Source organism: Mesorhizobium sp. NFR06 (genome assembly GCF_900115245.1).
In the GTDB taxonomy this organism is placed as follows: domain Bacteria; phylum Pseudomonadota; class Alphaproteobacteria; order Rhizobiales; family Rhizobiaceae; genus Mesorhizobium.
This window is the reverse complement of record NZ_FOVT01000001.1, coordinates 320,537-346,846: the sequence shown is the minus strand read 5'-3', so window position 1 is coordinate 346,846 and position 26,310 is coordinate 320,537. Positions and strand designations below refer to the sequence as shown.

General features: G+C 64.3%; 26 protein-coding genes. 5 read left to right on the top strand and 21 right to left on the bottom strand.

The window, feature by feature from the left end:
* Positions 1-39: 39 nt before the first annotated feature.
* The 4 genes from F3H96_RS01650 to F3H96_RS01635 form a co-directional block, all read right to left on the bottom strand.
* On the bottom strand, positions 40-1,317 hold the full coding sequence (locus F3H96_RS01650; protein WP_149790188.1) for a sugar ABC transporter substrate-binding protein: 1,278 nt from the start codon (positions 1,315-1,317) through the stop codon (positions 40-42).
* A gap of 26 nt (positions 1,318-1,343) precedes the next feature.
* Positions 1,344-2,546, bottom strand: a complete 1,203-nt coding sequence (locus F3H96_RS01645) for a PLP-dependent transferase (RefSeq protein ID WP_149790187.1) — start codon at positions 2,544-2,546, stop codon at positions 1,344-1,346.
* The gene (locus F3H96_RS01640) at positions 2,543-3,274 is read right to left on the bottom strand and encodes a FadR/GntR family transcriptional regulator (protein ID WP_149790186.1); all 732 of its coding nucleotides are present in this window, start codon (positions 3,272-3,274) and stop codon (positions 2,543-2,545) included. Before F3H96_RS01640 ends, F3H96_RS01645 begins: the two co-directional genes overlap by 4 nt.
* A 122-nt stretch (positions 3,275-3,396) precedes the next feature.
* Positions 3,397-4,104: a DJ-1/PfpI family protein gene (locus tag F3H96_RS01635; RefSeq protein ID WP_149790643.1), complete on the bottom strand. Its 708-nt coding sequence runs from the start codon at positions 4,102-4,104 to the stop codon at positions 3,397-3,399.
* An 85-nt stretch (positions 4,105-4,189) separates the two neighbouring features.
* Between F3H96_RS01635 and F3H96_RS01630 the strand changes: the two genes are divergently transcribed.
* Entirely contained in the window at positions 4,190-5,137 is a 948-nt protein-coding gene (locus F3H96_RS01630) for a GlxA family transcriptional regulator (protein WP_149790185.1), read from the top strand.
* A gap of 118 nt (positions 5,138-5,255) precedes the next feature.
* Here F3H96_RS01630 and F3H96_RS01625 read toward each other — a convergent pair whose 3' ends face one another.
* The 4 genes from F3H96_RS01625 to F3H96_RS01610 all read right to left on the bottom strand — a co-directional run bounded on the left by F3H96_RS01625 (position 5,256) and on the right by F3H96_RS01610 (position 9,688).
* Positions 5,256-6,035 (bottom strand): SDR family oxidoreductase, encoded by a 780-nt coding sequence (locus F3H96_RS01625; RefSeq protein WP_149790184.1) that lies wholly within the window; start codon positions 6,033-6,035, stop codon positions 5,256-5,258.
* 102 nt (positions 6,036-6,137) lie between these two features.
* The gene (araH, locus tag F3H96_RS01620) at positions 6,138-7,088 is read right to left on the bottom strand and encodes an L-arabinose ABC transporter permease AraH (RefSeq protein WP_149790183.1); all 951 of its coding nucleotides are present in this window, start codon (positions 7,086-7,088) and stop codon (positions 6,138-6,140) included.
* Positions 7,089-7,097: 9 nt separating this feature from the next.
* A complete protein-coding gene (gene araG / locus F3H96_RS01615) occupies positions 7,098-8,609 on the bottom strand; it encodes an L-arabinose ABC transporter ATP-binding protein AraG (RefSeq protein ID WP_149790182.1) in 1,512 nt (503 codons plus the stop codon).
* 86 nt (positions 8,610-8,695) lie between these two features.
* Complete coding sequence (locus F3H96_RS01610; protein ID WP_149790181.1) at positions 8,696-9,688, bottom strand: arabinose ABC transporter substrate-binding protein; 993 nt, start codon at positions 9,686-9,688, stop codon at positions 8,696-8,698.
* Positions 9,689-9,958: 270 nt separating this feature from the next.
* Between F3H96_RS01610 and F3H96_RS01605 the strand changes: the two genes are divergently transcribed.
* Together F3H96_RS01605 and dgoD are read left to right on the top strand one after the other, a co-directional pair.
* The gene (locus tag F3H96_RS01605) at positions 9,959-10,648 is read left to right on the top strand and encodes a FadR/GntR family transcriptional regulator (protein WP_149790642.1); all 690 of its coding nucleotides are present in this window, start codon (positions 9,959-9,961) and stop codon (positions 10,646-10,648) included.
* Between the two features lie 16 nt (positions 10,649-10,664).
* Positions 10,665-11,813, top strand: coding sequence for a galactonate dehydratase (gene dgoD / locus F3H96_RS01600; RefSeq protein ID WP_149790180.1), 1,149 nt, complete (start codon positions 10,665-10,667; stop codon positions 11,811-11,813).
* 23 nt (positions 11,814-11,836) lie between these two features.
* On the opposite strand, the gene F3H96_RS01595 is transcribed toward dgoD, so the two are convergent.
* The 11 genes from F3H96_RS01595 to F3H96_RS01545 all read right to left on the bottom strand — a co-directional run bounded on the left by F3H96_RS01595 (position 11,837) and on the right by F3H96_RS01545 (position 21,922).
* Positions 11,837-12,493: a DUF2161 family putative PD-(D/E)XK-type phosphodiesterase gene (locus F3H96_RS01595; protein ID WP_149790179.1), complete on the bottom strand. Its 657-nt coding sequence runs from the start codon at positions 12,491-12,493 to the stop codon at positions 11,837-11,839.
* Positions 12,494-12,569: 76 nt separating this feature from the next.
* Complete coding sequence (locus F3H96_RS01590; protein ID WP_149790178.1) at positions 12,570-13,847, bottom strand: L-fuconate dehydratase; 1,278 nt, start codon at positions 13,845-13,847, stop codon at positions 12,570-12,572.
* 47 nt (positions 13,848-13,894) lie between these two features.
* Positions 13,895-14,626 carry an SDR family oxidoreductase gene (locus tag F3H96_RS01585; protein ID WP_149790177.1) on the bottom strand — a complete coding sequence of 244 codons (732 nt, stop codon included), beginning with the start codon at positions 14,624-14,626 and terminating at the stop codon, positions 13,895-13,897.
* A 16-nt stretch (positions 14,627-14,642) separates the two neighbouring features.
* The gene (locus tag F3H96_RS01580; RefSeq protein ID WP_149790176.1) at positions 14,643-15,089 is read right to left on the bottom strand and encodes a MaoC/PaaZ C-terminal domain-containing protein; all 447 of its coding nucleotides are present in this window, start codon (positions 15,087-15,089) and stop codon (positions 14,643-14,645) included.
* Positions 15,090-15,097: 8 nt separating this feature from the next.
* On the bottom strand, positions 15,098-16,171 hold the full coding sequence (locus F3H96_RS01575; RefSeq protein WP_149790175.1) for a Gfo/Idh/MocA family oxidoreductase: 1,074 nt from the start codon (positions 16,169-16,171) through the stop codon (positions 15,098-15,100).
* The gene (locus F3H96_RS01570) at positions 16,164-16,493 is read right to left on the bottom strand and encodes an L-rhamnose mutarotase (protein WP_149790174.1); all 330 of its coding nucleotides are present in this window, start codon (positions 16,491-16,493) and stop codon (positions 16,164-16,166) included. The genes F3H96_RS01575 and F3H96_RS01570 overlap by 8 nt, the downstream gene beginning before the upstream one ends.
* Positions 16,494-16,502: 9 nt before the next feature.
* Positions 16,503-17,615 (bottom strand): mandelate racemase/muconate lactonizing enzyme family protein, encoded by a 1,113-nt coding sequence (locus F3H96_RS01565; RefSeq protein ID WP_149790173.1) that lies wholly within the window; start codon positions 17,613-17,615, stop codon positions 16,503-16,505.
* A gap of 1 nt (position 17,616) precedes the next feature.
* The gene (gene ugpC / locus F3H96_RS01560; RefSeq protein WP_149790172.1) at positions 17,617-18,714 is read right to left on the bottom strand and encodes a sn-glycerol-3-phosphate ABC transporter ATP-binding protein UgpC; all 1,098 of its coding nucleotides are present in this window, start codon (positions 18,712-18,714) and stop codon (positions 17,617-17,619) included.
* 4 nt (positions 18,715-18,718) lie between these two features.
* Positions 18,719-19,585: a carbohydrate ABC transporter permease gene (locus F3H96_RS01555; RefSeq protein ID WP_149790641.1), complete on the bottom strand. Its 867-nt coding sequence runs from the start codon at positions 19,583-19,585 to the stop codon at positions 18,719-18,721.
* 2 nt (positions 19,586-19,587) lie between these two features.
* Positions 19,588-20,484: a sugar ABC transporter permease gene (locus tag F3H96_RS01550; RefSeq protein WP_149790171.1), complete on the bottom strand. Its 897-nt coding sequence runs from the start codon at positions 20,482-20,484 to the stop codon at positions 19,588-19,590.
* 121 nt (positions 20,485-20,605) lie between these two features.
* Complete coding sequence (locus tag F3H96_RS01545) at positions 20,606-21,922, bottom strand: sugar ABC transporter substrate-binding protein (RefSeq protein ID WP_149790170.1); 1,317 nt, start codon at positions 21,920-21,922, stop codon at positions 20,606-20,608.
* 166 nt (positions 21,923-22,088) lie between these two features.
* On the opposite strand from F3H96_RS01545, the gene F3H96_RS01540 reads away from it, so the two are divergent.
* Together F3H96_RS01540 and F3H96_RS01535 are read left to right on the top strand one after the other, a co-directional pair.
* On the top strand, positions 22,089-22,877 hold the full coding sequence (locus F3H96_RS01540) for an IclR family transcriptional regulator (protein WP_149790169.1): 789 nt from the start codon (positions 22,089-22,091) through the stop codon (positions 22,875-22,877).
* Between the two features lie 64 nt (positions 22,878-22,941).
* The gene (locus F3H96_RS01535) at positions 22,942-23,778 is read left to right on the top strand and encodes an amidohydrolase (protein ID WP_149790168.1); all 837 of its coding nucleotides are present in this window, start codon (positions 22,942-22,944) and stop codon (positions 23,776-23,778) included.
* 229 nt (positions 23,779-24,007) lie between these two features.
* Here the strand turns inward: F3H96_RS01535 and F3H96_RS01525 are convergent, their stop codons facing one another.
* Together F3H96_RS01525 and F3H96_RS01520 are read right to left on the bottom strand one after the other, a co-directional pair.
* Positions 24,008-25,132: an extracellular solute-binding protein gene (locus F3H96_RS01525; RefSeq protein ID WP_149790640.1), complete on the bottom strand. Its 1,125-nt coding sequence runs from the start codon at positions 25,130-25,132 to the stop codon at positions 24,008-24,010.
* A gap of 14 nt (positions 25,133-25,146) precedes the next feature.
* Complete coding sequence (locus F3H96_RS01520; RefSeq protein ID WP_149790167.1) at positions 25,147-26,307, bottom strand: CaiB/BaiF CoA-transferase family protein; 1,161 nt, start codon at positions 26,305-26,307, stop codon at positions 25,147-25,149.
* Between the last annotated feature and the right edge of the window lie 3 nt (positions 26,308-26,310).

Genomic DNA, 26,310 nt, shown 5'->3' with positions numbered 1-26,310 from the left:
CCACCTTCTCCCCTTGAACGGGGAGAAGGAAGAAGGGCGTCACTTCTTGTTCTTGGCCAGCCAGTCCTTCTGTTCCTTGGTCAGGAACGCGGCCCATTCGTCGGCCACCTGCTTGGCCGGCTTTTGGCCGAGCAGCACTTCCTGGAAGTTCTTGATCGCCACCTGGTCGACGAAGTTGCCGAGGTTTTCGAGGTGGGTCGGCGGCGTCACCATTTCATATTTGGAGGTGTCGCTGAGCTCGGTGAACCAGCCCTTGAACTGCTCGGTCTTGAAGTGGGCATCCTGGTCGGCGCCGTTGTGGATCGGAATGACGCCGACTTCCTTGGCCCATTCCAGATTGTCCTTGGGCGACAGCAGCGTCGCCATCAGTTTCCAGGTCTCGTCCTTGTGCTGCGAATTGGCGAACATCGCCCAACCGGCATAGCCCAGCGTCGGATAGGACTTGCCGCTCGGCCCAACCGGCAGCGGCGCGACGGCGAAATCGTCGGCGCTCATCTTGTCGGCGATGCCGAGCAGCGCATCGGGATCCTGGTTGAGCATGGCGCAGGTGCCGGAATAGAAGCCGGTCACCGTCTCGTTGAAGCCCCAGCTCACGGCATCCTTCGGCGCCAGGCCGTTCTTGTACATGTCGGCAAGCATCTGCAGGCCCTTGACCGAGCCTTCGTCATTGATGGTCGAGGTGCCGTCATCGGTGAAATAGCCGCCCTTGCCGTCGGCGATGTTCATGAACATGTGCATGCCGTTGAAGGCGCCGGGGCCGCCGCGCAGGCAGTAGCCGTATTTGCCGGGGATGGCCGAGATCTTCTTGGAATCCTCGACGAATTCATCGAGCGTCGCCGGCGGGCCATCGAGGCCGGCCTGCTTGAACAGCTTCTTGTTCCAGAACAGGGCGTTCACATAATAGCCGTAGGGGATCATGAACTGGGTGTTGTTGACGGTCGAGCCGAACTGCTTGGCGCGGTCGCCCAGCGTCTTGGCGTCATCCCACTGGGCCATGAAGGGACCAAGATCCTCGAGCTGGCCATTGTTGGCATAGAGGCCCATCCAGCGTTCCGGCATTTCGACGACATCGGGCGTGTCGCCGGCCTGCACCATGGTGAGGAACTTTTCGAAGGCCTGGCCCCAGGGCAGCGAGACCACCTCGACCTTGATGCCCGGGTTGGCGCTCTCGAATTCGGCGATCTGCTTCTTCAGGAATTCGGTGCGCGGCGGGCTGGTGATGACCTCGACCAGCTTGATGGTGGTGTCGGCCAGCGCGCTGCTGGCGGAAATCGCCAGGCCGGCTGTGGCGGCAAGCATGACGGACAGTCTTTTCATCTTCAGGACTCCCATTTTTGGACGACTTATTTTTTTGACTTGTCGAAGGCCTGGGCGATGTCGGCCCAGAGATCCTCGACATTTTCCAATCCGACATTGAAGCGGATGGTTCGGGGGCTGACGCCGAAGCGCGCCATCGAATTGATGCCCGGCGTCTGCTCGAGCGAAGCTTTCGCCGGCACGACCAGGCTTTCATGGCCGCCCCAGCTGACGCCGATGCGGAAGAACTTCAGCGCATCGACGAAGGCCGGGATGTCGACATCCTCGGTGACCTCGAAGGAGAACAGCCCGGCATAGCCGGCAAGCGTCTTCTTGCCGGGGTGATTGGAATAGGCAGGGTGATTGACCCGCTCGACCTTGCCATGCGCCTTCAACCGCTCGGCAATCGTGAGCCCGCTCTTCATGTGATGCGGCAGGCGCAGCGGCAAGGTGCGCAGGCCGCGCAGCAGCAGCCAGCCTTCGAAGGGCGACAGCTTGGCGCCAAGCTGCGAATAGGTCTGCTCGTTGATGTGCTTGATATGGGCGGCCGACCCCGCCACCACGCCGGCGACGGTGTCGCTGTGACCGCCGAGATATTTCGAGGCCGAATGCAGCACCAGATCGACGCCATGTGTAATCGGCTTCTGGAAGACGGGAGTGGCCCAGGAATTGTCGATGGTGGTGACGATGCCCTGTTCCTTCGCCAGCCGCGTCAGGTGCTCCAGGTCCTGCAGCTCGAACATCATTGAGGTCGGGCTTTCGAGATAAAGCAGCTTGGCGCCGGGAAGTGCGGCGGCAACCGCGTCCGGATCGGAACCGTCGACATAGTCGACCTTGATGTTGAGGCGCGGGAACAGCCGCTCGAACAGCCGGTAGGCGTCGCCATAGCAGTTGCGCACGGCGAGGATGCGCTCGCCGGCGCCGACAAAGGCAAGCACGGTGGCGCTGATCGCCGCCATGCCGCTGGAGAAGCCGCGCGCGGCCTCAGCACCTTCCAACGCCGCCACGCGGGCCTCGAACTCCATCACCGTCGGATTGTCGCCACGCGAATAGATCGGCTGCTTTCGCCGGCCGGCAAAGGTGTCAGCCATGTCGGCATAGCTGTCGAATGTGAACAGCGAGGTCTGGTAGATCGGCGGCACCACCGCGCCGCCGGGAAACGGATCGTCGTGGGCAAGCAGCGTCGCCGCCTCGCCGAGATAGTCGCTGGCCAGGGCGGCCGGATCGAAAGTGCTGGGCTGCTCGTTCATTTGCGGTCCGACATTTTGAGGTTGGCGGCGCCGCGCTTCAGATCGTTCTCGACGGTGGCGATGAGCTTCAGCGCCTCGGCGCGAGCGCCGTCGGGATCGTGCGCGGCAATACGGTCGAAGATGGTGCGGTGATAGGGAAAGCTGGCATGGCCGAAGTCGCGCACGCCGAGCGGATGTTCCCAGAAGCGATGGAACAGTTCGTGCATGGCCGAAATGATCTGCTCGAACAGCGGATTGCCCGAGGCGCGATAGACCGCCTGATGGAACTCCCAATCCTCTTCCGAGGACATGCCGGCGCGGGTCCGGAAGGCTTCCTCCATGATGTCGAGCTTGCGCTCGATCTCGGCGATCTCGGCCTTGCCGGCGCGGACGGCGCACAGTGCCGCCGCCTCGGCTTCGAGGGCGCGGCGAATTTCCAGCGTGCGCATCAGGCCGCTGAAATCATTGCCGCCGGCCAATGTCAGCGGCATGTGCAGCATGTCGGGAGAGACTGCCGCCTTGAGATAAGTGCCTGAGCCCTGACGCCGCTCGACGAGGCCCAACCCTTCCCATCGCGTCAGCGCTTCGCGCACCGTGTTGCGGCTGACCTTGAGGCGCTCGGCCAGGATCCGTTCTGTCGGCAGCTTCTCGCCGGGACCCAATGCCTCCTGCCTGACGAACCCCACCAACGCCTTCAGCACCGCGTCGTCGCGGGCCGTCGTCTGGATGGGGGGCAAGAAATCGGTCAAGCCGGCTGAGCCTAAAGTGGTTCAATGGTCCAACCAATTTCTGCACAGCCGGCGAGACGTGTCAACCGTCGAAACGAGGCCGGACCGAATGGCGCGGATAGGCGCCATTCGGCCCTGTGGCTTCAGGCCTGGATACGGGCCGGGCCGGAGGCCGCGCGAGCCTTGCGCCAGCGAGCAAACATTTCCTCGCGAACCCGCCGCGAAGCCGCGAGCCGCTCCTTTGCCTCCGCCAGCACAGCCGAAGAAGCCTCGGCGGGCGTGCCCGAGCGGAAGGGAGGAGCCGGAGCATATTCGAGCGCGAGCTGCACGGTTTCCGCTTCGGCCTGGCCGAGGAGCCTTGCGACCAGTGCCAGACCGAAATCGATCCCCGAGGTGACACCGCCCGCGGTGATCAGCTTGCCGTCCTCGACGATCCGCGCATCGACGGGCACAGCCCCGAACTCTTCAAGGAAATCATGGGCATACCAGTGCGTGGTCGCCCGCTTGCCCTCGAGCAGGCCGGCCGCGCCGAGCACCAGGGCGCCGCTGCACACCGAGGTGATGTAGCGTGCCTGCGCCGCACGCTGCCGCACGAAATCGAGGACAGCCTGGTCTTCCAACAGCGCGTTGACGCCGCCTCCGCCTGGGATGCACAGCACGTCGAGAGGTGGGCAATCGTCGAAGGTCGCCGTCGGTGTGAGGGAAAGACGCGTCGACGACATCACCGGATTACGGTCCTTCCAGATCAATTCCACCTCGGCGCCCTTGGCGGTTGCCAGGACTTCATAGGGGCCGGTGAGGTCGAGCTGCTGGACGTTGGGGAACACGAGGATGCCGAAACGAAGGGTCATGGAAATCTCCACAGGTTGACTCCGGGCAACCTAAGGCATCATGCTTTGGCACGATCGCCAATCACCCCTCGTTTCAGGCCAAACTATGCGCCGTATTGAAATTCTAGCCTATCCTGACGTCCAACTCCTCGACGTCAGCGGACCGCTTCAGGTTTTCGCCAGCGCTAATGACTTCAGGACGCAGGCCGGTGAGCCTGCCGTATACGAGCTCGTCGTCGTCGCCGGCTCCCCGCGGATAAAGACGTCGGCCGGTCTGGTGCTGGAGACCACGGCGCTGCCTGCGCACGGGCTCGATATCGACACGCTGATCGTGCCTGGCGGATGGGGCGTCAATGCCGCCTGCGAGGATCCAGAGCTGATCGATTGGGTCGCCGGCCGCTCGCGGGATGCCGTGCGAACGGCTTCCGTCTGCAGCGGCGCCATGCTGCTGGCGGAGGCAGGCCTGCTCGACGGCCGTCGCGCGGTTACCCATTGGGGTCGCTGCGCGGAATTCGCCCGGCGCTTTCCGGCGGTCCGGCTCGAACCAGACCCGATCTTCATTCGCGACGGCAATGTCTGGACGTCCGCAGGCGTGACGGCGGGCATCGACCTTGCGCTTTCCTTCGTCGAGGCCGACCTTGGCCGGCGCATGGCGCTCGCCGTGGCGCGCGAGTTGGTCGTCTTCCTGAAACGTCCCGGCGGCCAGGCACAATTCAGCCAAACCCTCAAGCTGCAGGAAGGCGACGGACGCTTCGACCGACTGCATGGCTGGATTCTCGACAATCTGGACGGCGACCTTTCGCTGGCGCAGCTGGCCGACCACGCCAATATGAGCCTGCGCAGTTTCTCGCGGCACTACCAGCAGGCAACGGGACGCACACCCGCCCGCGCCATCGAGGAGATCCGGATCGAAGCGGCGCGACGGATGCTGGAGCGAGGACAGACGGTCCGCCAAACGGCCCGGCGCTGCGGCTTCGGTTCAGAGGAAACGATGCGGCGTGGCTTTCTGCGCGTCCTCGGTACCAACCCGCGCGACTATCGCGAGCGTTTCTGATCGACGGGCCAGGCGCGACCCCGGTCGCGGACCGCCCGATCCTAGCGTGTGAATCCCGATCCTAGCGTGTGAATATTGAACGCGTGCAAGTTCGTCGGGGCCGTGTCCTCGGCGATGTTCAGGCGGGATGCTGAAGCTGGCTCAGCCCGCCATCGACGACGAGGCAGGCCGCATTCATGGACGGGCACTCGTCGGAAATCATGAACACCGCGGCGAGCGCGATCTCGCGCGCCGAGGCGATGCGTCCACCGGGATGCAGCGCCATGGTGTTGGCCCGCGCCGCAACCGGGTCCGGAAAACTCTTCCAGTAGTCGAGGGCCTTCTGCGTCTCGACATAGCCTGGCGCCAGCGCATTCACGCGCACGCCCTGTCCGGCATATTCAAGCGCCAGCGATCTGGTCAGGCCGAGCAGCGCGTGCTTGGCGACGGGATAGGGAAAGGTATGCGGGATGATGGTGAAGCTATGCGTGGAGGCGATGTTGAGGATCGCCCCGCCGCCGCTTGCAAGCATGCCCGGCAGGACCGCCTTGCAGCAATTCCACGCGCCTTTGACGTTGACGTCGAAATTGCGGTTCCATTCCACTTCGGTCGCGTCGAGGGGCGTCGAGAATACATTCATCCCCGCATTGTTGATCAGCGCATTGACCGGACCGATTTCCTGCGCCGCGCGACCGACCGCCGACGTGATTGCCGAAGCATCGGTTATGTCGGCCTCGCAATGTCCGAGACGACCGTCTGACGCAGACAGCCCCGAGGCGGCTCGGTCCAAAAGCCCGCCATCGCGATCGATCATGAACAGGTTGGCGCCTTCGGCGAGGCAGGCTTCGGCGATCGCGAGGCCGATGCCCTGGGCAGCACCGGTGAGAAAGATGGATTTGCCTGAAAGGCGCTCACTCATCGTCGTCACTCCAGTCGAAGACAGCCATGGCGATCCCGGCCGTGCGAGTTCGGCCGGGGGCGAGTATCTTCAGCCCCATCGGGTCGATATCGACATACCGGCTCAACGCCGGCCCAATGCCGACGAACGCAGATTGTCGAGCAGCACGGCAAGCAGCAGAATCACGCCGCGCACGATGTACTGGTAGAAGGCCGGGATGTTGAGCAGGTTCATCGCGTTCTCGGCGATGCCCATGATCAGCACGCCGACGATGACGCCCGACATCGTCGCGCGGCCGCCGGCAAGCGAGACGCCGCCGAGCACGCAGGCCGAGATCACCGAGAGCTCGAGCCCGACCGCGGCGTTGGGCTGGCCCGAGGTGATGCGCGAGGCAAGCAGGATGCCGGCAATGCCGCAGACCACGCCTTGCAGCGTGAAGATCCAGATGCGCGTCCTGTCGACGTTGACGCCGGCAAGGCGCGAGGCCTCGGGATTGCCGCCGATGGCGAGCGTGTTCTTGCCGAAAACGGTGCTGTTGAGCACGAAGCCGAAAATGGCGAAGAGCACCGCCAGCACCCAGATCGGCGTCGGTATACCGAGCAGCTTCGACAAAGCGAGCTGGTAGAAATCCGGGCTGTTGATGCCGACGGCGCGGCCGTCCGACGAGATCAGCGCCATGCCGCGCACGATCTGCATGGTGGCCAAGGTGGTGATCAAGGCATTGATACGGAATTTGGCGATGACGACGCCGTTGACCCAGCCGACAAACGCGCCGCAAGCGACGGCGGCGATGAGGCCGAGCAGGATCGAGCCGGTGGCGTTCGAGGCCATCACCGCGACCATGCCGGCAAAGGCGACGATCGAGCCGACCGACAGGTCGAAGTCACGCGCGGCAAGGCAGAACATCATGGTGCAGGCGACGATGCCGACGGTGACCACGGACTGCAGGAGGCCCAGCATGTTGCGGTCGGTCAGGAAATTCGGCACGAGCAGCGACACCAGCGCGAAGGCGGCGATGAAGATGACGACGAGGCCCTGCTCGCCGAGCAGTATCTTTTTCAACGGGTCGGTCATCGGCTGTCCTCAGGATGCGATCGCGTCGGGGGTTTTCTTGTCGGGAAGGGCCGCGGCCAGGATCACCTTTTCGGCGAACTGGTCGCGCGTGAGCTCGGCGCTGATGCGCCCGCCGCACATCACCAGGATGCGGTCGCAGATGCCCATCACTTCCGGCAGTTCGGAGGAGACGACGACGATCGCCATGCCGTCCTCGGCGAGCTGGTAGAGCAGTTCGTAGATTTCCGACTTGGCGCCGACATCGATGCCGCGCGTCGGCTCGTCGACGACCAGCACGCGTATGCCCTGCTCCGACAGCCAGCGGCCAAGGATGACTTTCTGCTGGTTGCCGCCGGACAGATTGACGATGTCCTGCCTGCGCGAGGGCGTGCGCACCTTGAGCTTCCTGATGAAGCTTTCGGCCGTGGCGATCTCGCTGGCGCGGTTCAGGACGCCGAAGCGCGTGTGATGGCGCCGCGACGAGATGTTGATGTTCTCCTCGATCGAGCGGCCCTGGATGATGCCATCATGCTTGCGGTCTTCCGAGCACAGCACGATGCCGGCCCGGATCGCCTCATGCGGACTTGCCGCGGCAACCGTCTTGCCGTCGACGGCGATCATCCCGCCCGAGCGCGGGTCGGCGCCGAAGACCAGCCGCATCAACTCCGAGCGTCCGGCGCCGATGAGGCCGAAGAAGCCGACAATCTCGCCGGCGCGGGCCTCGAAGCTTGCCGGCGTCCGCAGCCTTGCGCCGCTAAGCTTGTCGACCTTCAGCCTGACATCGCCTGTCTGTCGCGTGCGAAAACCCCAGATGTCGGAAATCTCGCGGCCGACCATTTCGGCCACGACCTGATCGCGCGTGACATCCTTCAGCGATGCGTGATGCGCGGCCAGCTTGCCATCGCGCAGCACCGTCAGGCTGTCGCAGAGCCGGAACACCTCATCGAGGCGGTGCGAGACATAGATGATGACCTTGCCTTCGCCGCGCAGCCGGCCAATCAGCGCGAACAGGATCTCGCTTTCGCGCGAGGACAGCGACGAGGTCGGCTCGTCGAGCGCGATGACGCGCGCGTCGAGCATCACGGCCTTGGCGATCTCGACCATCTGGCGTTCGCCGATCGAGAGCGTCTTGACCTTGCGGCGCATGTCGATGTCGATGCCGGCCGATTTCAGCTTGGCGCCGACATCGTCGAGCATCCGGCGGCGGGCGATGACGCCGGTACGGGCCGGAAAGCGGCCAAGGCTGAGATTCTCGGCGACGGTCAGTTCAGGCACCAATTGCAATTCCTGATGGATGACGATGACGCCGTTGTCGAAGGCGTTCCTCGTCGAGGCATAGGCCTGGATCTCGCCGTCGATGCGGATCTCGCCTTCATCGGCATGCTGGTCGCCGGAGAGGATCTTGATCAAGGTGGATTTGCCGGCGCCGTTCTCGCCCATCAATCCGTGCACGGCGCCCTTTTCGACGCCGAACGACACGTCCGACAAAGCTTTGACGCCCGGATAGGTCTTGGTGATGTTCGAGAATTCGAGAAAGGACACGGGCTTCGATCCTACTGCGCTATCCTTTGCCGGGTCATGCAAAAACAGGCGGCGACGCGGGCCGCCGCCTGTTTGTACAGGGAGGACTATTCGATGCCGAGGTCCTTGCGCACGTTCTGATAGTCGTCGCGCTTGGCCAGCGCACCGGAGGTCAGCGTCAGCTTCGCCGGCTCCTGGTTGTTGGCGATCCAGTCATACATGTTGAGCGCGGTCTCGTAGCCGTGACGCTTCGGCGAGATGATCACGGTGCCGACGAAGCCGGTGGCCGCGGGCTTCTTGAACTCGTTGATCGCCGATTCCGCGCCGCCGATGCCGACGCCGACCATGCCGTCCGCCGGGATGCCGACGCTTTCGGAAGCGCGAACGGCGCCCAGCACCGCCTCGTCGTTGAGGCCGAAGGCGACCCACTTCTTGATGTCGGCATGGGCATTGAGCACGACGGTCGCAGCGTTGAGGGCGGCTTCCGTATCGGTCTTGGCCTGCGGGGCGTCGAAGATGTTCGACGCCTTGAAACCGGCTGCCTTCAGCACCGAAATGGCACCTTCGACACGGTCTACGGCGGTCGGCAGCTGGTCGTATGAAATGCGGATCGCGCCGACCTCGTCCATCTTCCAGCCGCGCGCCTTCATCTCGTCGAGAATGGCCTGACCCACCGCCTCGCCGATCTTGGTGGCGGAGATGCCCATATGCGGCACGTCTTCCAGCGGCTTGCCATCCGCGCCGACGAGACGATCGTCCACCGTCATCAGCTTCAGATTGTTAGCGGCCGCCTTGGCGACGATGCCCGGGCCGAGCTTCACATCCGGCGTGCAGACGACGAACCCTTGAGCGCCTTGGGCGCCGAGATTGTCGATTGCCGACATCAGCTTCTCGCCGTCCTCGGCGCCGATCTTGACCAGGGTGAAACCCTTTTCCTTGGCGGCCTGGTCGGCGAATTTCCATTCATCCTGGAACCACGGTTCCTCGGGCTGTTTGACGATGAAGCCGATCTTGGTGTCCTGCGCATAGGCAGACGCTATGGTCGTGACCGACAAGACGGCGAGAGCGCCCGCGACGAGCGCGGTTTTCAAAAGTCGCATGTTTACCTCCCAGCGAACGGCCGAGTGCGGGCTCGGCTGGGTAAGGTGTAATCAGTTTTATCATACCCGTCAATTGATCTGGTATGATAAATGATATACATGGTATGATCAGCAGTCGCTGGCGCAAATCACTCGCATCCGCTAAGGCCGGACCAATTGCGCGCAAACCGAAGGGTTCGCTGCCTTGGAGGAGGGGCTGAGGTGAACGAAACACCGAAGAAGGCTGACGAGGAAACGCAAGCGCGCGAGACGGCGCGCCGTCCGCGCGTCATGCCGGATGTGACCAAGGCGATTGCTTCCGACATATTTTCCGGACGCTATCCGGCCGGATCCTCGCTGCCGACCGAAAACGATCTCGGCATCGAATACGGCGTCAGCCGCACCGTCATACGCGAAGCCCTGAAGGTGCTGGCTGCCAAGGGGCTGGTGCTGTCCAGGCCGCGCGTCGGCACGATCGTGTGCGACCAGGACAACTGGAACATCATCGATCCGCAAGTGCTTGCCTGGCATGCGCCGCACGCGCTGGACGACAAGCTGTTCGACGCGATCCTCGAAACCCGCCGCGCGATCGAGCCACTGGTCGCCGAACTCGCGGCAACGCGGGCGACGCTGCAGGAGATCGCCGATCTGGAGGTGGCGTGGCAAGGCATGGCCGGCGCCGGCGAGGATCTCACGCAGTTCTCGCGCTCCGACATCGTCTTCCACCAGATCGTCTACGGCGCGAGCCACAACCCGATCTTTCGCCAGATCGGCAAGCTGATCGATGCGGCATTGTTGTTTTCGCTGGAGGCCACGGCGACGATCTCGCCGGTCAGGCGTCGGGAAGCGGCAGCGGCGCATGGCGAGGTCGTCGAGGCGCTGCGCATGCGCGACGCCGTCGCCGCGCGCAATGCGGCGAACAAGATCCTCGACCTGGCCGCGCGCGACCTGACCAGCGCCAAGAAACTGAAGAACAATTGAGACAAGCCCCGCCCGCATGAAGATCACCGCCCTAACCACTTATGTCGTCCCCCCGCGTTGGCTCTTCCTCAAGATCGAGACCGATGCCGGCATCAGCGGCTGGGGCGAGCCGGTCGTCGAAGGCCGGGCGCTGACGGTAGAGGCGGCGGTCAAGGAACTGGCCGACTACCTGATCGGCAAGGACCCGCGCCGGATCGAGGATCATTGGACGGTGATGCATCGCGGCGCCTTCTATCGCGGCGGGCCAATCCTGATGAGCGCCATCGCCGGCATCGACCAGGCGCTGTGGGACATCAAGGGCAAGGCGCTCGGCGTGCCGGTGCACGAACTGCTCGGCGGCAAGCTGCGCGACACCATCAAGGTCTATTCCTGGATCGGCGGCGACCGGCCGGCGGAGGTTGCGGCGGGCGCGCGGGAAATGGTCGCGCGCGGCTTCACCGCGCTGAAGATGAACGGAACGGAGGAACTGCAGATCGTCGACAGCCACGACAAGATCGATGCCGCCATCGAACGCGTCGCCATGGTGCGCGAAGCGGTCGGTCCCGACATCGGCATCGCCGTCGACTTCCATGGCCGCGTCCACCGGCCAATGGCGCGCATCCTGGTCAAGGAACTGGAGCCATACCGGCTGATGTTCATCGAGGAGCCGGTGCTGAGCGAAAACCGCGAGGCGTTGAAGGAGATCGCGGCGCTTGGCTCGACGCCGATCGCGCTTGGCGAACGGCTGTACAGCCGCTGGGATTTCAAATCCGTGTTCGAGGAGGCGGTCGTCGACATCATTCAACCGGACTTGTCGCATGCGGGGGGCATCACCGAATGCCGCAAGATCGCGGCGATGGCGGAGGCCTATGACGTGGCGGTCGCGCCGCACTGCCCGCTCGGACCGATCGCGCTGGCCGCCTGTCTGCAGCTCGACGCTGTCAGCTACAATTGCTTCATCCAGGAGCAGAGCCTCGGCATCCACTACAATGCCGCCAACGACCTGCTCGACTACGCCACCAACAAGGACGTGTTCCGCTATCATGAGGGCTATGTCGCGATCCCGGACGGACCCGGCCTCGGCGTCGAGATCGACGAGGCGTATGTGAAGGAGCGCGCCAAGGAGGGCCATCGCTGGCGCAACCCGGTCTGGCGGCACAAGGACGGCTCCTTCGCCGAGTGGTAAGCCGGCAAAGATTTCTCGCGTGCTTACCGTGCCGGTAGAGGCTGGATCGCGGCGAGGCCGGCTTCGGTCAACGCATAGATGCCGCGCTCGGCCCTTGCGAACCAGCCATAGTAGTTGTGCAGAAGGATGCTCGCGGCGCGCGGCGACAGGGACTTGAGGTCGCGCGGCCGCTTCGGTCCGTCGGCCATGGCGGCGGCGCAGGCGAGCGCCTCCTGCCGGTAGGCGGTCATGATCGGCTTTTTGCGCGTGCTGCCGCCAATGGAGGGATCACCCTTGCGGCGGTGATGTTCCTCGACGAGGCGGGAGCGCCGCCGCGGATCGCGGCGCGGCGGCAGGGCGGCCGGGCTGAGCAGCAGCTCGACCTCGCCCTTCTTGCCGACACCCAGCAGGCCGAAGCCGAGGCGGCGGCAGAGCGCGCGAAAACGACGGTCATGCTCGCGACCCTTGCCGCGCGCCGACATATAGGCGGCTAGCCACACCTCGTCGCAAATCGCGGCGCGGTCGACGGCCTGGAGCACGAGCTCGAGATTGAACTGCAGTTTCAGCTCGCAGATGACGACCACCGGCGGCTCGCCGGCGCGCACGCCGACCACGTCGCAGCCGCCGATCTCGCCCTTGACGGCGAAATCCATGCTCTCGAGGAACCGCTTAACCGGCTCGTAGAGGGATGTTTCCTGCATGCGAAAGGCATAGCCGATTCGGCGCGCTCCGGCACAGCGGGCCGCGGCAGGGGTTTGCCGGCCGCGGTCACCAACGTCAGACTCGGTGCAGATAGTCCTCGATCGATTGCGCCTTCATCTCGATCGAGAAGCCAGGCGCCTTGGGCGGCATGTAGGCTGCATCGCGGATCACGCAGGGCTCAATGAAATGCTCGTGTAGATGGTCGACATATTCGATGACGCGACCGTCTTTCGTGCCCGACACCGCGACATAGTCGATCATCGACAAATGCTGGACATATTCGCACAGGCCGACGCCGCCGGCATGCGGCCAGACGGGCAGGCCGAACTTGGCGGCGATCAGAAGCACCGCCAGCACCTCGTTCAGCCCGCCCATGCGGCAGGAATCGATCTGCACGACATCGATCGCGCCGCCGGCGATGAATTGCTTGAACATGATGCGGTTCTGGCACATCTCGCCAGTCGCGACCTTGATCGGCGCCACCGCCTTGCGGATTTTCGCATGACCGGCGACGTCGTCGGGACTTGTCGGCTCCTCGATGAAGAACGGCTTGGCGAAGGCAAGGTCCTTGAGCCAGTCGATCGCCTGGTCGACCTCCCAAACCTGGTTGGCGTCGATCATCAGGTACCTGTCCGGACCGATGACCTCGCGGGCGATCCTGAGACGACGGATGTCGTCGGCACGGTCGCGGCCGACCTTCAGCTTGATGTGATCGAAGCCCTGGTCGACCGCCTCCTGGCACAGGCGCCGCAGCTTGTCGTCGGGGTAGCCCAGCCAGCCGGCCGAAGTGGTGTAGCAGGCATAGCCTTCGCGCTCGAGCGTGGCGATGCGCTCGGCCTTGCCGGCTTCGGCACGCTTCAAAATCTCCAGCGCTTCGGCCGGCGTGATGGCGTCGGTGAGGTAGCGGAAATCGACGATGCGCACGATCTCTTCCGGGCTCATCTCCGCGACCAGACGCCAGACCGGCTTGCCGGCTTCCTTGGCCCACAGATCCCAGACCGCGTTGACCACCGCGCCGACGGCGAGGTGCATCGCGCCCTTGTCGGGTCCGATCCAGCGCAACTGGCTGTCGCCGGTCACATGATGCCAGAAACGGCCGGGATCCTGTTTCACCCAGTCGAGATCGAGCCCGACGACGAGATGGCGCAGCGCCTCGATGGCCGCGCAACAGATCTCGTTGCCGCGGCCGATGGTGAAGGTGAGCCCATGACCCTTCAGCGACGGGACGTCGGTCTCGAGGATGACATAGGCGGCTGAGTAATCCGGATCCGGATTCATCGCGTCCGAACCGTCGAGGCTTTGCGACGTCGGAAAGCGCAGGTCGAAGGTTCTGAGGTCTGTGATCTTGGTCATGTCTGCCTCGTCATTGGATTGCCGCCTGCCCTGCCCGCCGAAGCGGCTCAGATCGACCAGCCGCCGTCGATGTTGTAGGCCTGCCCGGAGGTGTAGGTGGCGCCGGCCAGGTAGACCGCAAGATCGGCGATCTCTTCCGGCGTGCCGATCCTGCCCATCGGCTGGCGGGCGATAAAGGCGGCGCGGGCCGCGTCATAGTCGCCCTGCGCCTGCATGCGGCCCTGGAGCGAGGGGCTCTCGACGGTGCCCGGGCAGATGGCGTTGCAGCGGATGCCCTTGGCGACATAGTCGGCGGCGATTGACTTGGTCAGGCCGATGACGGCCGCCTTGGTGACGCCATAGGCGAAGCGGTTCGGCACGCCCTTCGGGGCGCCGGCGACCGAGGACATGTTGATGATCGAGCCATCGCCGCGCTCCAGCATGCCGGGCAGCACCGCGCGGATGGTACGGATCATGGCGCGCACATTGAGATTGAAGGCGAAGTCGAGATCCTCGTCCTTCATCTCCAGGATGGAGCCCGCATGGACGAAGCCGGCGCAGTTGAACAGCACGTCGACGCGCCCGATTTCAGCGAAGGCGGTTTTCACCGCGTCGTCGTTCAGCACGTCGAGCTTGCGCGTCTTGATACCGGATGTCTTGGCGAGGTCGGCCAGAGCCGCCTCGTTGATGTCGGTGGCATGAACGACGGCGCCGGCCTTGGCGAAAGCCAGTGCGCTCGCCCGTCCGATGCCTTGCGCGGCCGCCGTGACGACCACGACCTTGCCTGTGATATCAGCCATGTTCTTGCCTCCGTCTTCAGCCGAGCCGTCGCTCGACGATATAGATGTGATCCGCGGCCAATACGACCTCGTCGCGCTGGTTGATGACCTCGACCCGTTCGATGACGCGCCCCGCGGCAGGACGCTTCGGGTCATCCGTCTTGGCCGCGATGGTGGTGCGCGTACGGATCGTGTCGCCGATGAAGACCGGCTTTATGAAGCGCAGCCGGTCATAGCCGTAGGAGAAGGCGACGGGGTTGACGACGCTCGCCGTCAACCCGACGCCGACCGAAAACACCAGCGTGCCATGCGCGATGCGCTGGCCGAATGGCGTCGTCTTCATGAACTCGGCGTCCATGTGATGCGGAAAGAAATCACCGGTGTGGCCGGCATGGACGATGAAATCGGTCTCAGTGATCGTGCGCCCGCCGGTGAGGCGAGAGGAGCCGATCTCGTAATCTTCGAAATAGGTGGTCTGTTCCATATCCCGCCTTATGGCTTTTCGGCCAGCGGCGTCGCCGGCGCGGCACTCGATTTATAGGCGGCTTCGACGAGCGCCATGGTGTTCCAGGCGTCCTCGACGGAGCTGACAAGCTCGGCGTCCTCGCCGGAAGCGAAGCGCTGGACATTGGCCATGCGGCCGACGAAGGCGTCGGGGAACCATTCGCCGGCGAGCGGTACGCCGACCCAGTCAGACCCGCCCTTGGGATAGATCTCCAAAATGTCCGGCTCACCGCGGGGATAATCGAGATTGAGGCCGAGCTTGACATAGGCAGCGCCCTCGGTGCCGCAGATGCGGAACTCGCAGGCCTGGTAGCGGCGGCCGAATTTGTGGTCGTGGTTGATCGAGAGCGCGCAACGCACGGTATCGCCGTAATCGAGGATGGCGCTGGTGCGGGTCTGCGCGACCTTGTGGTTGGGATGGCCGAGCGTCTTGGCATGCACGCCCAGCGGATTGCCGAGAAGCTGGCGGATCAGGTCGAGATAGTGGATCGAATGCATGGCGATCTCGACACGCGGCGCCTTGAGCAGGAATTCCCACAACTGCCACGGGGTATCGAGCGCCAGGAGGGCGTCGAAGTCCACCACCTGACCCAGCCAGCCCTTGGCGATCGCGTCCTTCAGCGCCAGCATCATCGGCGCGAAGCGGAGCTGGAAATTCACCGCGGCCCTGAGTTTCTTGGCGCGGCAGATTTCGAGGATCTCGGTCGCCTCGCCGAGATAGTTGCCCATCGGCTTCTGGATCAGCGCCATCGCGCCGTCCGGCAGAGCCTTCAGCACCTCGGCGTGCCGGCCCGGCGGCGTGGCCAGGTCGAAGATCGCATCCTTCACCGCCGCTGCCTCTTCGATCGAACCGAAGGCCGTGACGCCCCATTGGTCAGCGAGCTTGCGCGCCTTGGCCTGGTCCGGATCGTAGAGGCCGGAAATCGGGAAGCCGGCCTTGCGGTAGGCGGGAAAATGCGCGTCGCCGACGATCGAGCCAGCGCCGAAGGTGACGATCGGGCGCGGTTTCGACGGCGTGGGCCAGGACTGGGCCAGCGACGCCGGATCGAAGGCATCAGTCATGGTGAAAGACCTCGTCCATCGTCGCCCACCATTCGCCGTCCTTGCGCGTTTGCAGCGGCTCCTGGCAGGGCATGCACACCGACCACCATTCCTGGGTCTTCGGGTCGGCGGCCATCTTGGACATGTCGGCGGCGTAGTCGGTGCCGTGATATTCGAAATAGGAGAACAAGAGGTTCTCCGGCCGCTTCAGGTAGATCGAGTAGTTCTTGATGTTGCAGGCCGAGATCATGGCGAGAACGTCCGGCCAGACGGCGGCGTGCAGGCGGACATATTCTTCTACTTTCTCGGGCTTCAGGCCCAGCACCATTCCCACGCGCTGCATATCCGCCTCCTATTTGGTGATCGCCGTGGTGAATTCGGCGACGCTTCTTGCCTTCACGGCGTCCCAGTCCCAATCGATGCCGATGCCGGGCTCGCTGGGCGCCAGGGCATGGCCATCCTCGATGCGCATCTTCCTTCCCGTCAACTCGTCGAGCTGCGGAATATACTCGACATATTTGCCGTTCTGGACGGCGCAGACCAGGCTGACATGCAGTTCCATCAGGAAATGCGGGCAGACCGGCATGTCGAAGGCTTCCGCCGCATGCGCCACTTTCAGCCAAGGGGTGATGCCGCCAATGCGGCCGACATCGACCTGGATGATGTTGCAGCCGCCCTTTTGCATGTACTCGCGAAAATGCCTTATCGAATAGAGCGATTCGCCGACGGCAACCGGCGTCGCGGTCGAATTCGACAGTCGCACATGGCCGTCGATGTCGTCGGCCGGCAGCGGCTCCTCGATCCAGGCGAGGTCGAGCTCGCGCAGCCGCTCGGCGCGGCGGATCGCTTCGTCGACCGAAAAGCCCTGGTTGCAGTCGGTCATGATCTCATAGCCGTCGCCGACCGCCTTGCGCACGGCGGAGAGCCGCGCAAAATCCTCGGAACCGTGCGGCCTGCCGATCTTGACCTTCGAGCCCGTAAACCCCCTGGCCTTCGCGGCAACCGCATCGTCGACCAGCGCCTGCGTCTCGATATGCAGCCAGCCGCCTTCGGTGGTGTAGAGCGGGCAGCGGTCCTTGGCGCCGCCGGCGAGCTTCCAGAGCGGCAGGTTCTGCTTCCTGGCGCGCAGATCCCACAGAGCGGTGTCTATCGCGGCGAGCGCGATCGCCGTGATGGCGCCGATGGTGGTGGCGTGGGTGGCGAATTCGAGGTCGTGCCAGATCGCCTCGATCTGGTCGGCATCGCGGCCGATCAGGCGCGGCGCGAGATGGTCGGCCAGAAGCCGCATCACCGACGAGCCGCCGGTGCCGATCGTATAGCTGTAGCCGGTGCCCGACGCGCCATCGGAATCGGTGATGGTGACGATCGGCGTTTCCTGGCTGACGAAGCTCTGGATGGCATCCGTGCGCTTCACCTTCGGCACCAGGTCGACCATGCGCAGTTCGACTTTTTCGATTTTCGCCATGTCAGACCCTCAGCGACTTGCCGGTTTCGGCGGAGAACAGATGCGCGCGGCTGAGATCGAAGCTCATGCCGATCCTGTCGCCGGCTTTCAACGGCTTCGGGTTGAGCATGCGCGACACCCAGTCGGTGCCGTTGAACTCGGCGAAGACCAGCGTTTCGTTGCCGAGCGGCTCGGTGATGCTGACCGGCAGCTCGAGGCGGTGGACTTCGGTGTCGCCACCCGAGCTCAGGCCGTGGCCGGTCGGGAAGAAATCATCGGGGCGGATGCCGAACACGACCTTGTCGCCGGCCGCTGTTTTCGACTTGAACTGGCCGGGCAGAGGCAGGCTGTCGCCGCTGCCGAACACCAATTTGCCGTCGCTGACCGTCGCCTCGTGCAAATTCATCGGCGGCGAGCCGATGAACCCGGCGACAAAGCGGGTCGCGGGACGGCTGAACACCTCGTCCGGCGTGCCGACCTGTTCGATGTAGCCTGACCGCATGATGACGATGCGGTCGGCCAGTGTCATCGCCTCGACCTGATCGTGCGTGACATAAATGACCGTCGACTTCACCTTGGCGTGCAGCTTCTTGATCTCGGTGCGCATCTGGGTGCGCAGCTTGGCGTCGAGGTTCGACAGCGGTTCGTCGAACAGGAACACGTCCGGATCGCGCACGATGGCGCGGCCCATGGCGACGCGCTGGCGCTGGCCGCCAGAGAGCTGCGAGGGGCGGCGCTCAAGCAGTTCGTCGAGGCCGAGGATGGCGGACGCCTCGGCGACACGACGGTCCATGTCGTCCTTCGCGGCGCCGGCGATCTTCAACGAGAAGCCGAGATTCTCGCGCACCGTCATGTGCGGATAAAGCGCATAGGACTGGAACACCATCGAGATGTTGCGCGAACGCGGCGGCAGGTCGTTGACCATGCGGCCGCCGATGTCGATCGTGCCGCCGCTGATATCCTCGAGGCCGGCGATCATGCGCAGCGTCGTCGACTTGCCGCAGCCGGACGGGCCGACCAGCGCAATGAATTCGCGGTCGGCGATCTCGAGATCGATGCCATGCACGATCGCGATGTTGCCGTAGCGCTTGGTGAGGTTTTTCAGCGAGACCGTTGCCATGAAGTCAACCTTTCACCGCGCCGGAGGTAAGGCCGCCGACGAGGTGTTTCTGGACGATGTAGGTGAGGGTCAGCGCCGGGATGATCATCACCACGGCCAGCGCGCACATGCCGCGCCAGTCGATGGTGAACTCGGCCGTGTAGTCGAGCAGCCCGACGGGCAGCGTCTTGGAATTGACGGAACGGGTGAGCTGCGAGGCCAGCGCAAACTCGTTCCAGCAGGTGAGGAAGGCGAAGATCGCGGCCGAGGCGATGCCGGGCCGGGCCAGCGGGAATTCGACCTGCCAGAACGCCTGCCACCTCGTGCAGCCGTCGATCTGCGCGGCTTCCGCAAGGTCCTTCGGCACCTGGCGGAAGAAGCCGTCGATCAGCCAGATCGTGAACGGCACGTTGAGCGCGACATAAGCGAGGATCATGCCGATATGGGTGTCGATGATGCCCAGGCGCACGTAGAGGAAGAACAACGGCAGCGAGAGCGCGATGCCGGGCACGGTGCGCGTCAGCATCAGGCCGAGGAACATGCCCGACTTGCCGCGGAAGCGGTAGCGCGCGAAGGCGTAGCCGCCGGCCATGCCGATCGCCACCGCAATCACCGTCGAGGTGACGGAGATGATCAGCGAGTTGCGGAAATAGTCGAGCACCGGAATGCCGCCTTTACCGATGCCGCTGAACATCGCGACATAGGCATCGAAGGACAGCTGCTGCGGGATCCAGACCGGTGGCTTGGCCATGATCTCGACCGTGGGCCTCAGCGATGACAGCACGATCCAGATGCCCGGCAGGCAGATGACGAGCATAGCGAGGAAGAGGCCGACACGGTGCGCGACGGTCAGGGTGCGGCGGGTGAGGCGGGCGGAGGCGTTCTCGTCCATCATCACCACTCCGCGCCGATCTGCGCGCGCGCGGCGGCGAGCTTGTTGTAGAAATAGACTGTGAAGGCGATCGACAGCAGGATCGAGAAATAGGCCATGGCGTTGGCCAGGCCCATGCGCGCATCGCTGTAGGCGGTACGCCCGACCAGCGTCCACAAGAGCTCTGTGCGGCCGGCGGGGCCGCCATCAGTCATGATCTTGACGATGTCGTAGGCGCGCGCCACGTCGAGCGAGCGGATCGTCATGGCGATATAGGCGAAAGGCATGACGAACGGCCAGGTCACATAGCGGAAGGTCTGCCAGGGCGTGCAGCCATCGACGCGCGCCGCCTCGATCGGCTCCTTGGGCATGGCGAGCAGGCCGGCCAGGATCAGGATGGCGAAGATCGAGGTCGAGGACCAGATCTCGGCGATCGAGATGGCGATGAAGGCGAGATGCCCTTCGATCAGCCACGGGATGGCGTCCTGCGTGATACCGAGAGACTGCAGCGCGTTATTCACCAGGCCGATATTGTCATTGAACATGAATTTGAACTGGAAGCCGACCAGGATCGGTGAGAACATCATCGGGAACATCATCAGCGTTCGCAGCACCCGCTGTCCGCGCGTCGCCTTCTCGACCAGCATGGCCAGGCCGAGGCCAAGCAGCATTTCGAGATTGAGCGCGATGGTGAGCAACAGGACGGTGCGGCCGAAGGCCCACCAGAAATCCGCATTGGACAGGATCGAGAGATAGTTGCGGAAGCCGACGAAGACGAAGAACGTCTCGGGCCGCGTCAGGCGGAACGGCGTGAAGCTGGAATAGAGCGACAGGATCAACGGCAGCACCACGACCGCCGCCAGCACGATGATGGCCGGAAGCAACAGCAGGAACGGCGCGGATGGCTTGAAGCCCTTCATCAGGATCCTGTGCGGTTTTGCATTCGACTTCTGGCCCCTCACCGGCAAGGCCCGGCCCATGGCGGCAAGACGCTGTCGCCTCCCCCGTTCGCGACGGGGGAGGCAGCGTTGGCGGCAGTTTCTAGAGCTTGCCGGCGTCCTGGAGGATCTGCGTCGCCTTGGCGGCGGCCTCGTCGAGGGCCTGCTTGGACGTCTTGTCGCCGAGGATCGCCGCTTGCAGTTCGGGGTAGACGGCGTTCGAGATCTCGATCCACTCAGGCGTCTGCGGCACCGCGAAGGCGTGCTTGGCCTCCTCCTGGAAAGCGCCCAGAACCTCCTTCTTGTAAGGATCGTTTTCCGCCTGCTTCAGGTCCCAGTCCCAAACCGCGGTGCGGGTCGGCAGCGGGCCGGCGGCGGCTTCCAGCTTTTGGCTGTCCTCATTGGTCAGCCACCACACCAGCGAGGCAGCGGCTTCCTTGTTGGCGCAGTTCTCGGTGACCGAGAAGCCGTGGAAGCCCGACCAGCCGGTGCGCTTGCCGGAAGAACCCTTGGGCGCGACCTTCACACCGACATTGCCGGCGACCTTCGACGACTTCGGATCGTTGAAGAAACCGGCCCAGCCCGGCCAGTCGAGATTAATCGCCACGGTGCCGGAGGCAAAGCCCTGGCCGAGATCGTCCCACAGGTAGTTGGTCGTGCCGGCCGGCACGGCCTTGGCCTTGTAGAGGTTGACGAACCAATCGAGCGCCCGGATGCCGGCCTCGGAGTTGAAGACTGGCTTGCCGTCCTTGTCTAGATATTCGCCGCCCTCGGCGACCACCATCTCGTAGAAGCGGCCGTTGATCGCCTCTTCCTTGCCGGCGAATTGCGTGCCGTAGAAATTGGGCGGGTTGGCGAAGAACTGGGCCTGGTCGGTGACTTCCTTCCAGGTGTCGGGCGGGGCAAGGTCATAGCCGTATTTGGCCTTGAACTTGGTCTTGTTGTCGGCGTTCTCGTAGAGGCTCTTCTGGTAGTAGAGCGCCGAGACGTCGAACTGCGCGCGCGGCAGCATCTCCAGCTTGCCGTCGATGGTCGCGGCCTTGATCGTCGACGGCACAAAGGCGTCGATCTCGTCCTTCGGCAAGAGCTTGCTGAGGTCGGTGTAAAGGCCCGTATATTGCGGCGCAAAGGACGAATGGTTCCAGCCGACGCACCAGTTGGTGCTGCCCGAGGCGATGTCGGACTTCAGCTCCTTGTCGATGTCGAAGCCGTTCTTCTTGGTCAGGATGTTGACCTTGGCGCCGGTGGCCTTCTCCCATTCGGGGATGCGCTCGTAGAGCTTTTCATATTGCTGGCCGCCGATCAGCTTCACGTCGATCGTCACGCCCGGAAATTTGCCGGGCAGATCGGCCGAAAAAGCAGCATTGCTCAGCATCAGCCCGGCCAGGCCAGTGGAAACGGCCAGAAGCAGTCTCGTCATGTTCTCCTCCCATGAGCCCGCGGCGACGGCTCGCAGGATGCGGAACCGCGCCGATCAGGTTTCATTCATATGCAAATAGCATTTTCATTCCCGGGTCAAGCCGATTGTTCTTCCAGCGGAACGAAGTTCATGCGTATATGCAGATCGAAATTCACTGGAGGGGCAGGTGGCAGAGGAAGAAGACGGGGACCGCTACCGCGCGCCGGCGCTCGACAAGGGCCTGGATATTCTCGAGCTCTTGTCCAGCGTGGATGGTGGGCTGACGCAGGCGGAGATCGCCAAGCGGCTGGAGCGCAGTCCGAACGAGTTCTACCGCATGCTCGACCGCCTGGTGCGGCGCGGCTATGTCACCAAGATCGACGGCGATCGCTATTCGCTGACGCTCAAGCTTTTCGGCCTCGCGCAATTGCACGCGCCGGTGCGCCGGCTGGTGTCCTATGCGACGCCGATCATGCGCGAACTGGCCGAGACGTCGTGGCAGGCCAACCAATTGGTGGTGTTCGACCGCGGCGCCGCCGTGGTTATCGCCCAGCAGGAAGCGCCGCGTTACTGGGGCATCTCGATCCGAGTCGGCTCCCATATCAGCCTGTTCGACACCGGTTCGGGCCATGTGCTGCTCGCCTTCCGCTCGCCGGAGGAGCGCGAGATGATGATCGCCGAGCATCTGCAGAGCACGGAACAGCTCAACCTGACACCGGAGTTCTTCGCCCGCCTCGACCAGGTGCGCGATCGCGGCTACGAGATGATGGCGTCGCTGCAGACCGCCGGCGTCTACAATCTGTCGACGCCGGTGCTCGGGCCCGACGGCAGGGCCATCGCCGCGCTCACCATCCCCTATATCACCCTGGTCAACGCGCCCACCGCACCCGACATCACGCTGACGATTCGACATCTGCAAGCCGCCGCCGCGCGGCTTTCGCAACTGGCCGGATCCGATGTGCCGCAATCGTCGTAATTTCTTATTTGAATAATGGATTTTTCAGCGAGATAGTGCTGCGGACCACGAAGGATACGCCGCCATGATCGTCGACACGCATCTTCATCTCATCGACCAGAGCGCGCTTCGCTATCCGTGGCTGGCCGGGGTGCCGGCGCTGAACCGCGATTTCACCTATGACGAATATGCCAGCGATGCGCGGCGCTGCGGCATCGAGGGCGTCCTGCATATGGAGGTCGATGTCGATCCCGCCGACATCGCCGCCGAGACCGCGCATGTGAAGTCGCTCGCCGGCCGGGCTGACAGCCTGCTCAGAGGGGCGATCGCGTCCTGCCGGCCGGAAGAGGCGGGTTTCGAGGGATATCTGGAGACGGTCAAGGCCGATCCGTTCGTCAAGGGTTTCCGCCGCGTGCTGCATGTCGTGGCCGACGAAGTCTCGGAAGGGGCGCTGTTTCGCCAGAACATCAAGCGACTTGCCGGCACCGGCCTGACATTCGATCTGGTGGTATTGCCGCACCAGATCCCGAAGGCCATCGCGCTCGCCGACCTCGCGCCCGACGTCCAGTTCGTTCTCGACCATTGCGGCGTACCCGATATCAAGGGCAATGCAGAACATCCGTGGCGCGAGCACATGGAGGCAATCGCCAAGCGGCCAAACGTCACGGCCAAGATTTCCGGCGTCGTCGCCTATGCCGACCCGGCGACCTGGACGGCCTATACGCTCAAGCCCTATGTCGAGCACACGATCCGGTGTTTCGGCTGGGACAGGGTGATCTGGGGCAGCGACTGGCCGGTCTGCACGCTGGGCGGCGGACTGACCACCTGGGTTGCCGCCACCCATGCCTTGCTCGCGGGTGCCAGCGACTCAGAACGCGCCCGCCTGCTCTCCAGCAATGCGCGCCGGCTGTGGCGGCTATAGAAGTCAGATCGTCGTGCGGACGACCAGCGCAGTGAGCACCACGAGGCAAGGCACCAGCAGGGGCACAGGCAAGGGCCGACCGAGTCGCCGATCGAGACGAAGCTGGACACGGCCTGCGGCGCCGATCCGGATGGGAAGCCGCCGGTCCACAACAGCACGGCGCCCTGGACGATCATGCCAATGCCGAGCGTGACGATCAGCGGATGGAGAAGGCTGCGTGTCAGGCTGGTCATTTTTTGGCCGGCGCGAAACTCTCCCGGAACAGGCGATTGATGTCGGCAACGACGCGGCGGGCGTCCTGCCTGCCGGCGAGGCCTTCATTGATGCGGTCGGAAGCCCGTTGCTGGAACGCCATGTAGCCGTCATGGCGCGGACGGACCCAGGCACCTTCAAGCGTCGCGCGCGTCGCGCGATAGAACTCGCCCGTCGCGGCGTTGACAGAGTCGTCCTCCCAGGCCCCGGCATGGCCGGGCTGGCCGCCGGCGGCGGCGTAAGGCCCGCGCTGCACGTCGCCGCTGGCGATCCAGTAGGCGAAGTCGATTGCCGCTTCGCGCGCGGCGGAAAAGGCGGAGACGGCAATGCCGGTGCCGCCAAGCGCGGAGCCTACCGGGCCGTTGCCGCCCACGACCGGCATGTCTGCAAAAGCAAGACGGTGCGGCCGGAAACCCGGCACTGCGTAGGGAACATAGCCGTAGATCAGCGGCGCGCAGGCGATGGTCGACCCTGCTTGCGCCATCCTCTCGAACACCGCGATCGGATCCATCGCCAGGCATGCGGGATCGACAAGTGCTGCGATCTCGCGCAGCATCTCGAAGGCGGTTTCGCCGGTCTCGCCGTCGACCAGATCGCCTGAGCCATCGACCGCGCATGGCCGGCCGAGATCGCCGGCAAGGGTAAAGAAGCACATCAGCGAATGCGGCGGCCGGAGCGGCAGCAGAACGCGGCCCTGCTCGGCAAGCGCCAGCACTTCGGTCCAGATCGTCGGCGCGGCCTCGATCAGATCCGGCCGACAGGCTTGCACCTGGGTCGCGGCATCGATCGGAAACGCCCATTGCCGACCCTGCCATGTGTAGCTCGGATAGGACGGGCCGACGCTGGCCCTCGCAAGGGCTTCACGTTCCGCCTCGCGTCCGGGCACATCGAGCGGCGCCAGGCATTTCTCGGCGGTGATCTGGCCGACATGCGGATGGTCGATGACGATCAAATCATAGGCGCGGGCGAGTTCTTCGACCGGGAAGGATTCGAAATCCTGCAGCGAGCGCTTTTCCCAGTCGATCGAGACGCCGGTCTTTTTCTCCCACAGCGCCGAGCACGCCACCATCGGGTCGTAGCCGCGCGGATGGCTCCAGGTCATGCCTTTCAACCGGATCACAGGCCGAACTCCGCGCGGATTTCTTCGCTGTGCTCGCCGATGCGGGGGGCGGCCCTATCCACCTTGGCGCGTGCGCCGTCGATGCGCAGCGGCGTGCGGGTGGTGAGGATCGAGACATTGTCCTCGCGCGTCACGGTCTGCAGCATGTCGAGCGTCTTGAAGCCCTCGCTTGCCATCAGTTCCGGCCAGGCCAGCACCTTGGCGCACCAGACATCGGCGGGCTCGAGGACGGCCAGCCATTCGTCGATGGTCTTCTCGGCGATGCGTCCGGCGATGATCGCCTTGATCTCGTCGCGGGCGGTGAACCAGGTCGCCGGCCTGTCGCGGAACGGGTCCAACTCGGGCAATTCGAGCAAATCGGCAATTTTCGGTATCGGTGTCATGGCAATCGCAAGGTAGCCGTCCTTGGCCGGGTAGACGCCGTAAGGCGCCGAGAGATAGGCGTGCGCGCTGCGGAACGACGAGCGCTTCGGCAGGCGGCGGCCATCGTTGAGATGCGTAGTCAGCACCTCGAACTGGAAGTCGACCAGCGCCTCGAGTAGGCTGGTTTCGACATGGCCACCCTCACCCGTGATGCCGCGCCGTACCAGCTTGGCGAGGATGCCTTGCGCGCTAGCCGCGCCCGCCAGCATGTCGGCGATCGCCAGGCCGAACGGCACCGGCCCCTGCTCCTCGTCACCATTCAGCCACATCACGCCGGAGCGCGCCTGGGCAAGCAGATCCTGCCCCGGGCGCTTGACCCAGGGCCCGTCCTCGCCGTAGCCGCTGATCGAGGCATAGACGAGCCTGGGGTTGATCGCTCTCACATGCTCATAGTCGAGGCCGAGGCGCTCGATGACGCCCGGCCTGAAGTTCTGGATGAGCACGTCCGCCTTGGCGATCAGCCCGCGCAGCATGGCGAGATCGGCCTCGTTCTTGAGATCGACGGCCAGGCTCTCCTTGCCGCGGTTGATGGCATGGAAAATGGTGGAATCGCCGCCGATCTCGGTGTCGCTGAGGTAAAGCCGGCGCGACAGGTCGCCGCCGTCGGGCCGCTCGACCTTGATGACGCGCGCGCCGAGGTCGAGCAGGCGAAGCGAGCAGTAGGGCCCCGACAGGAACTGGCTCATGTCGACGACGACGAGGCCGGTGAGCGGAAGTTCTTTTTCAGCGGCCACGGT